This window comes from Aurantibacter aestuarii (assembly GCF_003008425.1).
GTDB classification, from domain to species: Bacteria; Bacteroidota; Bacteroidia; order Flavobacteriales; family Flavobacteriaceae; genus Aurantibacter; species Aurantibacter aestuarii.
The window spans coordinates 365,831-380,675 of record NZ_PXOQ01000009.1 but is presented as its reverse complement, the minus strand read 5'-3'; the positions used below and the strand labels follow the sequence as shown (position 1 = coordinate 380,675).

The 14,845-nt window shown below is 29.9% G+C and carries 10 protein-coding genes and 3 tRNA genes; 9 read left to right on the top strand and 4 right to left on the bottom strand.

Annotated elements, in window-relative coordinates:
- Positions 1 to 4 precede the first annotated feature (4 nt).
- Positions 5 to 1,183, bottom strand: coding sequence for an acetyl-CoA C-acyltransferase (locus C7H52_RS08440; RefSeq protein WP_106463459.1), 1,179 nt, complete (start codon positions 1,181 to 1,183; stop codon positions 5 to 7).
- Between the two features lie 125 nt (positions 1,184 to 1,308).
- On the opposite strand from C7H52_RS08440, the gene C7H52_RS08435 reads away from it, so the two are divergent.
- The 9 genes from C7H52_RS08435 (at position 1,309) to C7H52_RS08400 (ending at position 10,222) form a co-directional block, all read left to right on the top strand.
- The gene (locus tag C7H52_RS08435; protein ID WP_106463458.1) at positions 1,309 to 3,357 is read left to right on the top strand and encodes an HD family phosphohydrolase; all 2,049 of its coding nucleotides are present in this window, start codon (positions 1,309 to 1,311) and stop codon (positions 3,355 to 3,357) included.
- 90 nt (positions 3,358 to 3,447) lie between these two features.
- Positions 3,448 to 3,531: transfer RNA gene (locus C7H52_RS08430), tRNA-Ser, on the top strand.
- 23 nt (positions 3,532 to 3,554) lie between these two features.
- A tRNA-Pro gene (locus C7H52_RS08425) sits at positions 3,555 to 3,629 on the top strand.
- 15 nt (positions 3,630 to 3,644) lie between these two features.
- Positions 3,645 to 3,718: transfer RNA gene (locus C7H52_RS08420), tRNA-Arg, on the top strand.
- A gap of 189 nt (positions 3,719 to 3,907) precedes the next feature.
- Entirely contained in the window at positions 3,908 to 4,330 is a 423-nt protein-coding gene (locus tag C7H52_RS08415; RefSeq protein ID WP_106463457.1) for an Arm DNA-binding domain-containing protein, read from the top strand.
- Positions 4,331 to 4,416: 86 nt separating this feature from the next.
- On the top strand, positions 4,417 to 4,659 hold the full coding sequence (locus C7H52_RS13590; RefSeq protein ID WP_394336014.1) for a hypothetical protein: 243 nt from the start codon (positions 4,417 to 4,419) through the stop codon (positions 4,657 to 4,659).
- A gap of 322 nt (positions 4,660 to 4,981) precedes the next feature.
- Positions 4,982 to 5,881 (top strand): DUF4007 family protein, encoded by a 900-nt coding sequence (locus C7H52_RS08410; RefSeq protein WP_106463456.1) that lies wholly within the window; start codon positions 4,982 to 4,984, stop codon positions 5,879 to 5,881.
- Positions 5,868 to 9,092: a P-loop NTPase family protein gene (locus tag C7H52_RS08405; RefSeq protein WP_106463455.1), complete on the top strand. Its 3,225-nt coding sequence runs from the start codon at positions 5,868 to 5,870 to the stop codon at positions 9,090 to 9,092. Before C7H52_RS08410 ends, C7H52_RS08405 begins: the two co-directional genes overlap by 14 nt.
- 2 nt (positions 9,093 to 9,094) lie before the next feature.
- Positions 9,095 to 10,222, top strand: coding sequence for a phosphoadenosine phosphosulfate reductase domain-containing protein (locus tag C7H52_RS08400; RefSeq protein WP_106463454.1), 1,128 nt, complete (start codon positions 9,095 to 9,097; stop codon positions 10,220 to 10,222).
- A 185-nt stretch (positions 10,223 to 10,407) separates the two neighbouring features.
- Here C7H52_RS08400 and C7H52_RS08395 read toward each other — a convergent pair whose 3' ends face one another.
- The 3 genes from C7H52_RS08395 to C7H52_RS08385 are packed head-to-tail and all read right to left on the bottom strand — an operon-like array spanning position 10,408 to position 14,843.
- Positions 10,408 to 11,358: a phospholipase D-like domain-containing protein gene (locus C7H52_RS08395; protein WP_106463453.1), complete on the bottom strand. Its 951-nt coding sequence runs from the start codon at positions 11,356 to 11,358 to the stop codon at positions 10,408 to 10,410.
- 13 nt (positions 11,359 to 11,371) lie between these two features.
- Positions 11,372 to 13,207 carry an ATP-binding protein gene (locus C7H52_RS08390; protein WP_106463452.1) on the bottom strand — a complete coding sequence of 612 codons (1,836 nt, stop codon included), beginning with the start codon at positions 13,205 to 13,207 and terminating at the stop codon, positions 11,372 to 11,374.
- 19 nt (positions 13,208 to 13,226) lie between these two features.
- Entirely contained in the window at positions 13,227 to 14,843 is a 1,617-nt protein-coding gene (locus C7H52_RS08385; RefSeq protein ID WP_106463451.1) for a DEAD/DEAH box helicase, read from the bottom strand.
- Positions 14,844 to 14,845: the final 2 nt, after the last annotated feature.

Genomic DNA, 14,845 nt, shown 5'->3' with positions numbered 1-14,845 from the left:
TTTTTTAAAAACGTTCTATAACCATTGCAGAAGCACCACCACCACCATTACAAATAGCAGCTGCACCAATTTTGGCATTATTTTGTTCTAAAACACTTAAAAGTGTAATTAGAATTCTTACTCCAGAACATCCAAGTGGGTGACCCAAAGAAACAGCCCCACCATTTACATTGACATTAGAGCTATTTAAACCTAAAATTTTCATATTGGCTAAACCTACAACCGAAAAAGCTTCATTAAACTCGAAAAAATCTACTTTATCTAAAGAAACTCCAGCTTTATCTAAAGCTTTTGGTAAAGCTTTGGCAGGAGCAGTTGTAAACCATTTTGGCTCATGTGCAGCATCTGCATAACCAGTTATTTTGGCCAATGGTTTTAAACCTAATTCTTTAGCTTTTTCTGCACTCATTAATACCATTGCTCCAGCACCATCATTTATAGTAGAAGCATTTGCAGCAGTTACAGTACCATCTTTTGTAAATGCGGGTCTTAATACAGGTATTTTTTCAATATTAACATTAGAGAATTCTTCATCTCTTTTTACTTCTATAGGGTCACCTTTACGTTGTGGCACTTGAACAGGAACTACTTCTTTGTCAAATTTTCCTGCTTGCCATGCTGCAGCAGATCTAGTGTATGACTCTATTGCAAATGCATCTTGGTCTTCTCTAGAAAAGTTATATTCCTTAGCACAAGCATCAGCACAAACACCCATAGCATTTTGATCGTAAACATCTACTAATCCATCTTTTTGCATTCCATCAATTAAAGTAGCAGGTCCAAATTTTGTAGCAGATCTTGCATGCATATAATGAGGTATTAAACTCATATTTTCCATACCACCAGCAACAATAATTTCAGCATCTCCTAAAGCGATGCTTTGAGCGGCTTGCATAACAGCTTTCATACCTGATGCACAAACTTTATTTAATGTTGTACAAGGTACTGTGTCTGGTATACCAGCAAAAATAGCAGCCTGTCTTGCAGGAGCTTGTCCAGTTCCAGCTTGTACCACGTGTCCCATTAAGACCTCATTTACAAGAGCAGGATCTAAATTGATTTTTTCTAAAGCACCTTTTATAGCTATAGCTCCTAATTTTGGAGCTGGAATTGTAGAAAGTGAACCTAAAAAACTACCAATTGGTGTTCTGGCAGCCGATACGATAACAACTTCTTTATGCATAATATGTCGTTTTTTTAAATGATTTTTACGAAATTAATAATTTTATATCAGATAAAACTTATTCTCATGCATTTTACTAAAATTTAGCCTTAAATATTTATTACATTTGAAGTATATTATTACTTATGACTCAGTTTTTTAATAAATTTTACAAAAATCAATCTCAGCTTTATAAAATTATACTTCTGGCGTTTACGACTATATTTATAGTTTTTATCTTTCCTAAGAGTGGACGATTTAAGTATGATTTTGAAAAAGGAAAACCTTGGCAATCTGAAAATTTATATGCGCCATTTAATTTTGCTATAGAAAAATCCTCTGAAGAAATATTAAAAGAGGAAAATAATATAAAATCTAATGCTACGTATTATTTCAATTTAAATGACTCTGTAAAAAAACAAGTTGAAAAAAAACTGGCTACAGAGTTAGATTTAGTAATCTCAGATACTTTAGAGTATCCTAAAAGAAGATTAATTCGAAATTCATCTAAAGAACTGCTAGAACAGATTTATAAAGTTGGTTTTTTAGATCAAGACATTAATTTGCCAAACTCTACAAAATCTGTTTTATTAATTTCAAATGAAGAAGTACTAAATACTAATTATGGAAGCTTATTTGTTCAGGATAGTTTAAATAATACCATTTCTAATTTCATTAACACAACTAATGTAAAAGAGTTTAAATCTGAAATAAGTAATGTTATATATAACTCAATACTTCCAAACCTCACCTATAATGAGTCTTTAACAAATAAAGTTATTGAAGAAAACTTAGACAAAATTTCTCCAACCAGAGGTAGTGTAGAAAAACAAACACTTATAATATCTAAAGGAGAAGTCGTAGAAGGCGAGAAATATAAAGTTTTAAAATCTTTAGAAGCTCAATATGAATCTCAAATCTGGACTACTTATAATTATTACTGGATTGTATTTGCGTATACCTTATTAGTAGCCCTAGCTTTATTAATGCTGTTATTGTTTTTGAAAAAATACAGATATGATATTTATCTAAACAATACTAAAGTCACTTTTATTTTCTTTAATATTTTTATAATGGTGTTGTTAACCACCTTAATTATTAATTATAATTCAAAGTATATTTATGTAATTCCTATTACAATACTTCCATTAGTTATAAAAGCATTTTTTGATGCTCGTTTAGGGCTTTTTACTCATGTGATTACAATTTTACTCTTAGGAAGTATTGTGCCTAACAGTTATGAGTATATGTTTTTACAAATTATTGCGGGTATTGTAACTATTCTTACAGTATCAGAACTGTATAAACGCGCCAATTTATTTATTTCTGTAGGACAAATTACTTTGGTTTATGTTATTGCTTATTTTGCTTTTTATGTGATACATGAAGGTAGTATCGAGAATTTAGAATTTGAGAATTTTGTGCTATTTGTATTATGTGGTTTAGCTACGTTATTTGTACAACCAATAATTTATATCTATGAAAAATTATTTGGTTTAGTTTCCGATGTATCTCTTTTAGAACTTTCAGATACCAACACAAAATTATTAAAGCGCTTGTCTAATGAAGCTCCAGGAACTTTTCACCATTCTTTAAACGTAGCTAATTTAGCCGAAGCCTGTGCAAATGAAATAGGCGCAAATGCCATGTTGGTTAGAGTAGGAGCTTTATATCATGACATTGGTAAAATTAATAATCCCACATATTTTACGGAGAATCAATCTTCAGGTTTAAATCCGCATGACGAATTAAGCCCTAAAGAAAGTGCTAAAATTATAATAGACCATACGTTAAAAGGTATTGAAATAGCCAAAAAATATAACTTACCAGAACGTGTTATAGACTTTATTAGAACACATCACGGGACCAGTGTAGTTTATTACTTTTATAGTAAAGAAAAAGTATCTGATCCTGAAGTAGATATTAATTTATTTAGATATCCGGGACCAATCCCATTTAGTAAGGAAACCGCTATTTTAATGATGTGTGATAGTGTAGAAGCAGCTTCGAAAAGTTTATCTAACCCAACCACTCCTAAGTTTAATGAGTTTGTAGAAAAAATTGTTGAAAAACAGTTGAGTGAAGGGCAGTTTTTAAATTCTAATATTACTTTAAAGGAAATTCAATTAATTAAAAAAGTGCTAAAAGCCAAGTTAGCAAACATTTACCATTTAAGAATTGAATATCCGGAATAAATTAGAAAAAAAACTTTGTAAATCTTTGCATTACTTAATACTAAATATTAGATTTGCACCCGCAATAAATTTGCAAGTTCATAATTAAAAGGAGAGGTGCCAGAGTGGTAATGGAGCAGATTGCTAATCTGTCGACGGGTAACTGTCGCCAGGGTTCGAGTCCCTGTCTCTCCGCAATTTTTTTGATAACCACAATTCGGGGTGTAGCGTAGCCCGGTTATCGCGCCGCGTTTGGGACGCGGAGGTCGCAGGTTCGAATCCTGCCACCCCGACAATTTTAGAGTTACGGGCTCGTAGCTCAGCTGGATAGAGCACCTCCCTTCTAAGGAGGCGGTCACAGGTTCGAATCCTGTCGGGCTCACTTAAAGACTTACTGGAAACAGTAGGTCTTTTTTGTTTTATAGCATTTTCAATACTTCACAAGCTTTTTGCTTTATTTCTACCACTCACAGTTAATTAACTTTTATTAAAAATCTTATCATTTTAGGTGCACATATAGGTACTCCATTTTTTTAGCGAGGTACACCATTTAATTAAAATTTAAAATATTATGAATAATTATAAAATTTCAATTTTATTCTTATTGAATAAAGTAAGAATAAACAAAAAGGGTTTTTGTCCTATTAGATGTAGAATAACTTATCAAAAAAAACGTAAAATATTCTCTACAGGACTCTTTATAAAGCCTAATAGCTGGGATAATGGTCTACAATTAGCAAAGCCACCTAACCCAGAAAATAACATCATAAATACACAGTTAAGCCTTATTAGTCAAAAGATTAATGAGGCTTTTTTAATGCTACAAGTATTATCAGACAGCTTTGACATTGATGATATCTACATAAAATATAAAGGAGAAGAGCCAAAGGCAGAAATAACAATATTAGGAGCTTATGATTTACACAATGAAAAAACTAAAAAGCTAATTGGTAAAGACTTTAACAAATTGTCTTGGAGTAGTATAGTACTATAGATGGTTCTTTTGTAAAATCTTATACTAGCTTACAAAACGCAAGTAATGCAATAAATGTAACCAAACAGCTTTTATCTAGAATATGTTTGGGCTCAAGAAATGAGCTTAAAGGCTATTATTGGATCTATAACTATACAAAACTATTTATTCCACAAACGGATTCAAGAACAAAATCAGTAGTTCAATGTAGCTTAAATGGGAATGAATTGGAGCGTTTTAAGTCCATTAGTAATGCTAGTTCAACCACAGGCATAAATAAGTCTTGCATTGCTAAAGTATGCAGAGGAGAAAGAAATACAGCAGGTGGTTACTGTTGGAGATATGTCTAAAGACTGTCAAATTCTAAAAATAATTAAGCAATAGGTTATAATTTTTTTGTTAGTTTCTTAAGAAATAAGTGTTTGTATATTTTTTAGTTACAAATTAAACTCAAGTATTTTGATTAAATAGAATAAATTTTTATAATCATTAAATAATTGTCAATTGGGTATTCGTTTAAGTTATTTTTGATTCTAATTTAATGATTATTAGCTTCTTATATTTTTTTTAATTATGTTAATTAAATTTGTTTATAAAAAACAAAGACTAAATGGAGGAGTTTCTCCATAAAGGATTAAATTGCATTATTATTTATAATTTACATTAAAATTAATGATTTCAAATCAAGAGTCTTATAGATTTTCAGGACATGACACTTTTCATTGTAAAGAGCAGTGGATATTAAAAGGAGTACAACTTGTTGACAGCCAAGGTTCTGTGGGTATTTTTAAAGAGAATGAGGCAATTCCTTTATTGGGTGTTGGTAAAAACATGGTTAGATCTATTCATCATTGGTTAAGAGCTTTTGGTGTGTTAAATAAAGAAAATGAGATAAGCGAGTTTGCTAATTTGCTTGTTGTTAGAGAGAGCTTAGATTCATATTTAGAAAATGATGGATCTTTATGGTTGTTACAATATTTTTTGTGTAAAACTAATCACTCGTCTATTTTTCAGTTAATATTTTCAAGCTATTTTTCAGATAAAGCTACTTTGGATTTTTCAGAATATCAGATTTTGAATTTTGTCAATAGACTACTTGTAGATAATGATCAAAAAGAGGTTGCTGAAAAAACTTTTAATTCAGATTTTAAAGTTTTTATAAGAACTTATGTCTCTCCTGCTAAAAATGAGAAGACAGTAGAAGATGATTTTAACGCTCCATTACTTAGTTTGAATTTGGTGTCGGATACAGGAAGAAAAAATACATCAAATCAGACAGTTTATAGTTTAAACAGAGGGGTTCAAGACAGCGTTTCTAGTCATATTTTTGGATACTGTTTGTTAAATGAGTTTGAAGGAGAGATCTCTGTTAGTTATGATAAAATAAGAAAAACTGTTGGTTCATATCTGTGTTTGTCTAATGAGGGGCTAGAAATTCTTATAGATAAGCTTTGCGAAGAAAATAATGAGTTTGTTTATAAAGATGATGCTGGAGTTAGACAATTGCAATTTAAGAACAATTCAGAAGAGTTTAAAAATAAAATGTTGAAAAAGCACTATGGAGTACAGTAATAATATTTCAACCAATATACTTAGAGATGAATCTAAGAAAATAGAATATGTAGTCACACCAAATACTAAAGAGATATTTGATAGAATTTTTGTTAATAATTATGGCGCTAATAAATCATTTAATTTAATTGGAAATTACGGAACAGGTAAATCAACATTTCTTTGGGCACTTGAAAAGAATTTAAATAAAGAAAAAATATTCTTTAGTGATCTAAATTTTGAACAAGATAGTTTTGTTGATTATGAATTTATAAAAATTATTGGAGAAAATGATTCTCTTTTAAACGTATTAAGCAAAGAACTTAAGCTCAAAGGTGTTGTTGACAACTCAAAAATAATAGCCGCTTTAGAGAAAAGGAGAATAAAAGCATCAAATAGTAAAAAAGGTGTTGTTCTTGTTATAGATGAGTTTGGTAAGTTTTTAGAATATGCATCAAAGAATAAATCTGCTGATGAACTTTTTTTAATTCAGCAAATTTCTGAATGGGCAAATGATGATTTAAACGAGACTTACTTTATTATAACATTACATCAAAATTTTTCTAGTTATGGTAATAGCTTGTCTAATCAGGATAAGTTAGAATGGGAAAAGGTAAAAGGTAGGTTTGTAGATTTAGTATTTAATGAACCTGTAGAGCAGCTTATTTATTTTGCTAGTAAAAAGTTAAAAGAATTTTTAATTCCCAAAAAGATTGAATCAGACTTTAAAAGTCTTTTGAAGTTAATTCAAGATTCAAAACTAGTAAGTCATAATAAATTGGTTAATGAAGAGTTAAGTGATTCGTTATATCCATTAGATTGGCTTTCATCAAATGTATTGGTTAATTCTCTTCAGCGTTATGGTCAGAATGAGAGATCATTATTTTCTTTTTTGAATGATGACACAGACTATTCTGTTAAGAATTTAAAAGAAAATTTTTATTCAGTATCTAATGTCTATGACTATTTAGTCAACACTTTGTCATCTGAAATTAATAGCTCAGATAATCCACATAGAGCTCAATGGTTAACTACATTTAGAGTTTTAGAAAGAGTAGAATTAGTTTTTGGAGATGATTATCTGCAAGCCTCTGAGGTAATAAAAACTATAGGATTGGTTAATATTTTTTCTAAAGTAGGAGGGCTATTTGATAAAGACTTTATAGCTAGTTATTTTAAGTTAACTAGGAGTTTTAATGTTCTACCTATTTTAGATAAACTTGAAAAGGCAGGAATAATAAGGTTTTATAAGCATAGTAATAAAATAAACTTCCTAGAAGGTACAGATTTAGATCTAGAGCAAGAACTTATTACTATAAGTAAAGAAATTAACCCTGATTTTTCAGTTGCTAATGAGATTAAAGCTCTTGTAGATTTACCTGTTTTACTTGTTAAAAGGTATTCTTTTGAAACAGGTACAAGACGGTTTTTTGAATACAGAGTATTTGATTCTTATCAAGAACTTACAGAAGCTGAAGGTGTTATAGATGGGTATATCAATTTAGTTTTTGATGACATAAAGGTCTCTAGTATAAAAAAGAAATCAAAAGATTTTACTTCAAATATCTTTGTTCTTTATAAAAACTCTACTCAGATTAGAAATGAGGTTTTAACAATTCTTAAATTTGGTCGATTAATAGAAAAACATTCAGAGGACACAAATGCAAAAAAACTTTTAGATTCAGAGAGGCAATTTCATTTACAACAACTAGAAAACCTTGTAATAAATAAACTATTTAATAATGATAAAAATATTTGGATTAATAATGGCAAGATAGAGCCTGTAGTAAGTAAGCATAGACTGTATGAGTGGTTGACAGAAATCTGTTATAAGATTTATAAAAACACACCAGTATTTAATAATGAACTTATAAATAAACAGTTTTTAAGTGCTCCAATTAATACTGCTAGAAAATATTTGATAAGAAGTATTTTAGAGAATGATCATCTAGAAAATTTAGATTTTCCAGAAGAAAAATTTCCTCCTCAAAAAGCTATATATATTAGCTTGTTAAAGGAAGCTGGGATACACAAAAAAAACAGTAAGTTAGGTTATTATGAATTAACTAAGCCTTCTAGTGACTCTAACCTTTATGGTCTTTGGAACGAATCTGAAGCTTTTCTAAACAGCTCTTTGTCTAATAAAAGGAATTTGTTAGAATTTTATGAGCTTTTACAAGCAAGCCCTTATAAGCTTAAGAAGGGGTTTGTTGATTTTTGGATTCCAATTTTTTTAATAGCAAAAAAAGAAGACTATGCGTTGTTTCATACTAATGGAGGGTTTGTTCCATTTTTAACAGAAGATATAATTGATTTAATTCATAAGAAACCTCAAGATTTTTTAATTAAAAGTTATGATGTTTCAGGATTAAAAGTTAATCTGCTAGAAAGTTATAAAGAATTAGTACAAATTGGTGATTCAAAATCAAAAGGAACACAATCCACTTTTTTATCTATTTTTGGAAATTTTCTAAGATTTCAAAGAGGGTTAAATAACTACACTCTTAAAACAGATAAATTATCTAGTAAAGCGACTAAGTTAAGAGATGCAATTATGGTCTCTAAGGACCCTGAAGACGCTTTATTTAATTTATTTCCAACAGCATTAGGTTTTCACACTTTAGCAATAAAAGAAGATCAAGAAGTACTTAATTCGTTTACAAATCATATACAAAATGCAATTCGAGAAATACGTAATGCTTATGATGAATTACTAAATAGAGTAGAAAAGGTTATTATTGATTCATTCTATTGCACATCAGCAGATTTTGAAGTTTATAAAAATGAAATTCAATCAAAGATTAGTGAAATTAGTCCTTCCACTTTAGGTAAAGTACAAAGTGTTTTTTATCAACGATTAATATCTCCTTTAGATGATCGGGTTAGTTGGATTAAATCTGTTGCAGATGTAGCATTAGGAAAAGGTTTAGAAGAATTGTTAGATGAAGAAGAACCCTTGTTAATTAGCACAATAAAAGATTTGTCTTTAGGTTTAATAAAAGCTTCTGAAATTCGTAATTTTAATAGCAATTCCAAACAAGGAACTTTATATTCCATTAGGTTTTTTGGCGAGACAGGAGAGTTTGTTGATGATAAACTGGTTGTGAATACAAATATTTCAAAAGAATTTAAGTCAATTAAGAAAACTATAAGTGAAACAATTAGCAAGTTAGATGAGGCTACAAGAAAAGAGCTGTTAGTTGAATTGCTTTCAAAAGAAATGCATATTTAGTAATGAGTAAAGTAAAACACTTATTGGGTATTTCAGGTGGAAAAGATAGTGCTGCGCTATCTATTTACATGAGCAAAAAATACCCAACACTTGATATAGAGTATTACACTTGTGATACAGGAAAAGAATTAAAAGAAACCTATGACTTAATAGGGCGATTGAATTCTGTTTTAGGGAGAGATATAGAGTTGTATAAGTCTATGGAAGAAGATAATTCTCCAATGAAAAACCCTTTTGATCACTTTCTTGCAATTTATGGAGGTTACTTGCCTTCAGCAACAGCTAGATGGTGTACTAATAAGATGAAACTAGAGCCTTTTGAGTCTTATGTAGGAGACGTACCTACTATTTCATATGTCGGAATTAGAGGCGATGAAAACAGGGAAGGTTACATATCTAAAAAAGAAAATATCCAAACAATATTTCCTTTCAGAAAAAATATCTGGAGTGAAGATGTTATAAAAAAGCTATTATCAAATTCAAACATAGAAAATGTTAAAGCCTATTATTTAGAGTTTTCAGATAAAAATATATTAGATACCGCGTTGCAGTATGTTGAACAACCTATTTCTCCTAAATTTACGCAAACACAAAAGCTAAATGCTTTAATGGATGTGGATTTAAGATTATTCAATAAAATTGTTTTTGAATTCCTAAAAACTACAGACTACCCAATAGGTAAATTAGATGTGTTTCCTTTAATTGATAATGATGAAATTATAGGAATTGATGATGTCTTTCAAATTCTTGAAGAATCAGGAGTAGGTATTCCTGCTTATTACAAACCAATAGAATATCAAGTAGAGATTGATGGTGAAATTAAAAAAGGAACCTATTCTAGAAGTAGATCTGGTTGCTTCTTTTGCTTCTATCAGCAAAAAATTGAATGGGTTTGGCTATTAGAACAGCATCCAGAATTATATGCAAAAGCAATAACGTATGAAAAAGAAGGCTATAGCTGGATGGAAGAGCGTTTGGAAGATTTAGAAAAACCAGAACGTGTAGCTGCTATAAAAAAAGAGCACTATTTAAGAATGAACAGACAAAAGAAAAAATATAGAACAGGACAGTCTTGGCAAGATGAAATATTGGATGCTGAAGGAGAAGGCTGTGCTAGTTGTTTTATTTAGAAAATTATGGGAGATACTATTTAGTCACTAAGAGAATTTGAATTTGATATTATAGGATATCTAATTCCAGGATTTACTTTTTTAACTTTCTTTATTTTTTTGTAAAACCTAATATTGGTGTCGATAATGATTTTCTATTTGGCTGGGTTGTCTTTAGTTATTATTTAATTATAATAATTTTATTATTATATGGGCTTGTAATAGATTACTTGACTTCTTGAACCTGGTATGTCCCATTTAAAATTATCATCGAGAGCACATATCCAAGTGTATAATATATTTACGATAATATCTTGTTTAATCTCCCAAGCTCTTGGAGTAGGAACTGTTGTTGTATTGTCTTGAATCCACCTCAAAACTCCTCCATAATTTAAAGATTGTCTGGGAGAGCTCTTAATATGATTTTTAAGCTTTATAATAAAAGGATGTGAATTAAAAGTTTCTTTTAGATAATTATGAAATCTAGATTCATCTAATTCTTTTGGTATATTATATAAAGCGATATCATGTGATACGTAATTAATCTCATTAACGCCTAAATTGTCTAGATTGCAATAAGCTTCATAAAGTTCTTCCACAGATTCTGTCATAGGCAAATTTGATAGTAAGAAGTAATCTGCTATATTCCTTTTTGTTTCAATTTGCGGGTATTCTATAGTTGGTAATTCAGTTTGATTTACTAAGGTTTTAATTTTTTCAAAAAGGGTAGTTGTAACATATTCTGAATTGATAATTATTTCATTAAAATATGCAATATCTTCATACCCTAAATTATTAGTGGTGCCATTTAATTCATAGTTAAATTTGCCCTTTTCTCCAAGACCTCTTCCTGTTACATTAGCAGAACCAAAAAAAACATCTAGAGAATTATTCCAAAATGCTTTTAGATGAATACGAGTGTTCCTGTATAGAGTTATATTATTATCTAGACAGTAATTATATAACTCTATATCAGAAACTTTTAGGCAAAGATCTCTTATTTCCCATCTAACAATAATTCTATTTATTTTTTTAGATTGATTTATAGATTTTAGCTCTGCTAGCTTTAAATAAGCAGAAAATAATGTAATAGTTTTATTTTTTTCTATGAATTGAATAGAGCTAGATTCAAGGTCAATACCGCTTTTGTGTAGCATTATTTAAATTTAGTTAGTCATCAATTCTCATAAATTCGGATGCCATTTTACCCCAATCCATTCTAGCATCTTTTACATTATCTTTTAATTTACCATCAGGCTGTTCATCTTCATATCTTGCCCAAGCCATTAGTAAAAGTTTCATGCCATCTTTTGCTTTTACTAATCTATTTACTAGTTCATCTTGATTAGTTTCAGAATCGATATCATCACTTAAAATTTCTACAAATTGATTATACGCAGGATGATTAGTATTTAATTTTATAATTATTTTTCCACCAACAGGACTAACAGAAAAGAATGCTCTTGATTCAAAATTTGAATTTACAAATTGATATTTTAAATCAGATTTAAATATTTCTTTAGCATATTCAGTAGCTTCAGGTACATTGTCACCTGTCAATTCGTTTTCAATTTCTTGTTGCTTTTCTTCTTCAGATTTTCCTTCCGCTTTTGTTTCACTTTCTCCTGTATGACCATCTTCAGATCTTGTTTTTGTTATTTCAGTAGCATGTTTTTCTGCTTCTTTTGGATTGGAGTCATGTCTGCCGGGAGAATCATCTTTTTCAAGTCTTTTTGCTTGTGCAGAAATCGTATTCATTAACAACTTGATTTGATTTTTTATATCTATGGCAATTTCTATAAGATGTACTTTTGGATCATTGTCTTGAATTAATTCTTCTTTAAACTCATGGATGGTCTGTCCTCTTTCTTTTAAAGTAGCTTCGATATCAAAGTCACCTAATTCTCTAAAATTATTAGCATATTGTTTGTTGTTTGTAACCCCAAAGACATCATCTAAACTAGGTGGAAAATCTATTTCAACTCCCCACCATCTATCTCTTGGATCATATCCAGAAGTCCAATTTGAATCTAAATAAAGCTCTCTATGAGCTCTTAAGACTGAAACACCTATATTGTCTTTTGCATGTTTTCCATGGGGTAATCCACCAGCATTTCTGCCCTTTCTAGTTGTTTCTGATGCCACAGAATATCTAACGTAAACTTCATGTTCCTTATTATTATAACTTATTATATATTTACGTTCAAATCCATCACTACCGCCATGTTTTACAAACATTGGATCATTTAAGCCAAGATCTTTTAAAGCTTTAGAAACGCTTGTGTTTTTCATTAAGTATAATGGATCATTTGGAAGAAAGCTTTTTACTATTTCAGGAATTTCGTATTTATCTTCTTTTACAACAATTGCATTTATTTTACATTTTCTAGAATCAAGAAATTTTCTATACATTCTTCCTACTACATATTCAGAATGGTCAATTATAGTTTTACCTGTTTTCCATAGGCACCTATCTAATTGAGACCATACCACCAAAGTTCCAGATTTTCCAAAATTTCCAACTAAATTCAAAAATTCAGCCGGAATTTCATTGTTAGTTGGTTCAGGTACTTCTGACATTTCTCCTTTAGTTATTTTCTTAACATCTAAATAAGAATAAATAGCATTATCTGCACCTTTTTGCCATGTCCAAACATCTACTCTTAATGCTTGTGAAATAGATGATGAAGGAAGCCCCATTCCAAACTTTCCTATTCCAGTTTGCGCACTTTCCTCTAAATTTGTTCCATTTCCAAATTGTAAAGAACTCCAAAGGGTTTCTTTATCCATACCATTTCCATTATCCAATACGGCTATTCTATCTATTCTTGAAACAGTTCTAGAGCCAAGAATCACTTCTTTTTCCAAACAAATTAAATCAACATTAGTAGCTCCATGCTGAATCGAATTATCAATTAATTCAGCTACTGCATAAGCTGTATTTTTATATCCATTATCGCGCATTGATTTTACAACTAAATGGACAGGTACTATAGAATTACTCATATATTTATATTTAATTTTTTTAATAGTTTACATCATTCCAAACATCATCCCAATTTGTAAAAGCATCTGCAACAGCTCCAAAACCTGTTAAGTTTTCATCAATAACTGTTACAATTTCTGCTTCATCATTTCCTCCTGATAATGTTCCTCTGATTGCCCTTCCAACCATTTGACTATAAAGGACTAGTGAGTCAGTTGGTCTCGCGATAACAGCACAGCTAGTTTCAGGAGCATCAAAGCCTGTTGTCAAAATACCATAATTACATAAAACCATTGGATTTGGGTTTTGCTTTCTTGATATTTTGAAGTCATTGATTATTTTACTTCTTTCATTTGGATTAGTTTCTGAAGTGAGTACTTTTGAATTTATCGCTAAAGCTGTCAATAGACTGTTCAGAACTATTGCGTGTTTTTTTGTGATTGCAAAAAGAATTATTCTTTGATGCTTTTCGATTAATTGTTGAACTTTAGTAATAATAGCAATATTTCTCAATGAATTTTCTGATATTTTTTTTAAAACCTTATCAGAAAGAACATAATTTTTCTTTAGGTCTTCCAAATCAGTTTTGCTCAATTTAATTCCTGATTCGTGTAATAATGTTGTATTAATAGTTTTAGCGAGATAACCCTTTTCGATGAGGTAATCTACAGGGTTTTCATAACCTTCAATTTCTATTTTTGCCTTTTGTCTATAAAAGAAATCAGAAAGCTTTTTATCTTCTTCTGGTTCATTCCAAGATCTTCCAGGTGTTGCAGATAAACCAATAAAAGATGATTTGTTTGTAGTAATCATCGATTCAATTAATAATTTGTAAGTAGGAGCTATTGCTTGATGTGCTTCATCCATAATAACCAATGATGTTTCGTTTGCAAATGCACTCATCTTTCCAATATCCTTCATTAATGCATTATATGTTTTGTCTAAACCAGCCACAATAAATGTTCCTTTAAGATTTGATAAATCAATATTAGATTTATCCCAGTATTTAATAGCTTTAATTTCTCTATCTCCAAGATTAGACCAAGCTTTTAAGAATTCATTATACGCCTGATCTAATAATTCTTTTGTATTTGCAAACCAAATCACATTCGTATCTTCATTTTCAACAAAATACCTGCATACATAACTTATTGTAGTTCTAGTTTTACCAGATCCCGTTGGCATATGTAATAATATTCTGTTCTTTTCAGATGACAACGTTTTCTTTACTTTTCTAAGAACACTTCTTTGATAAGAATACAGGGGATAATTAGCGTTGGCATTAATTTCTTGTATCCACTCAATATCTTCTTTAGTGTAAATTTCTAAATCAAAAAAAAGTAGCAATTTATTAATTAATGCTTCATTAAAACTAGTATTCTTGAGACCTTCCCAAAGATCATTTTCTATTAATAAACTAAGATTTTCAATAATAGTAAATATTTCATCTTTTCTTAAAACATCAATAATATGATCTCTAGTGTTTTTGTTAATTAATAACTCTTGTAAAGTAAAAGTGTTTTTAAGGATGTTGTTAAGCCCTTCTGAATATAGATATTTTGGACCAAGATGTTTTAACGTGCCTATTACCTCCTTACCCAGAATTTTTTGTAAGACATCAGAATCAAGTCTGCTTAAGATATTATTTAAATTCATTT

Excerpts from the sequence above, each read along its gene's own strand:
- C7H52_RS08440 (WP_106463459.1), bottom strand. The coding sequence starts at position 1,183 with ATGCATAAAGAAGTTGTTATCGTATCGGCTGCCAGAACACCAATTGGT.
- C7H52_RS08435 (WP_106463458.1), top strand. The coding sequence starts at position 1,309 with ATGACTCAGTTTTTTAATAAATTTTACAAAAATCAATCTCAGCTTTAT.
- C7H52_RS08415 (WP_106463457.1), top strand. The coding sequence starts at position 3,908 with ATGAATAATTATAAAATTTCAATTTTATTCTTATTGAATAAAGTAAGA.
- C7H52_RS08410 (WP_106463456.1), top strand. The coding sequence starts at position 4,982 with ATGATTTCAAATCAAGAGTCTTATAGATTTTCAGGACATGACACTTTT.
- C7H52_RS08405 (WP_106463455.1), top strand. The coding sequence starts at position 5,868 with ATGGAGTACAGTAATAATATTTCAACCAATATACTTAGAGATGAATCT.
- C7H52_RS08400 (WP_106463454.1), top strand. The coding sequence starts at position 9,095 with ATGAGTAAAGTAAAACACTTATTGGGTATTTCAGGTGGAAAAGATAGT.
- C7H52_RS08395 (WP_106463453.1), bottom strand. The coding sequence starts at position 11,358 with ATGCTACACAAAAGCGGTATTGACCTTGAATCTAGCTCTATTCAATTC.
- C7H52_RS08390 (WP_106463452.1), bottom strand. The coding sequence starts at position 13,207 with ATGAGTAATTCTATAGTACCTGTCCATTTAGTTGTAAAATCAATGCGC.
- C7H52_RS08385 (WP_106463451.1), bottom strand. The coding sequence starts at position 14,843 with ATGAATTTAAATAATATCTTAAGCAGACTTGATTCTGATGTCTTACAA.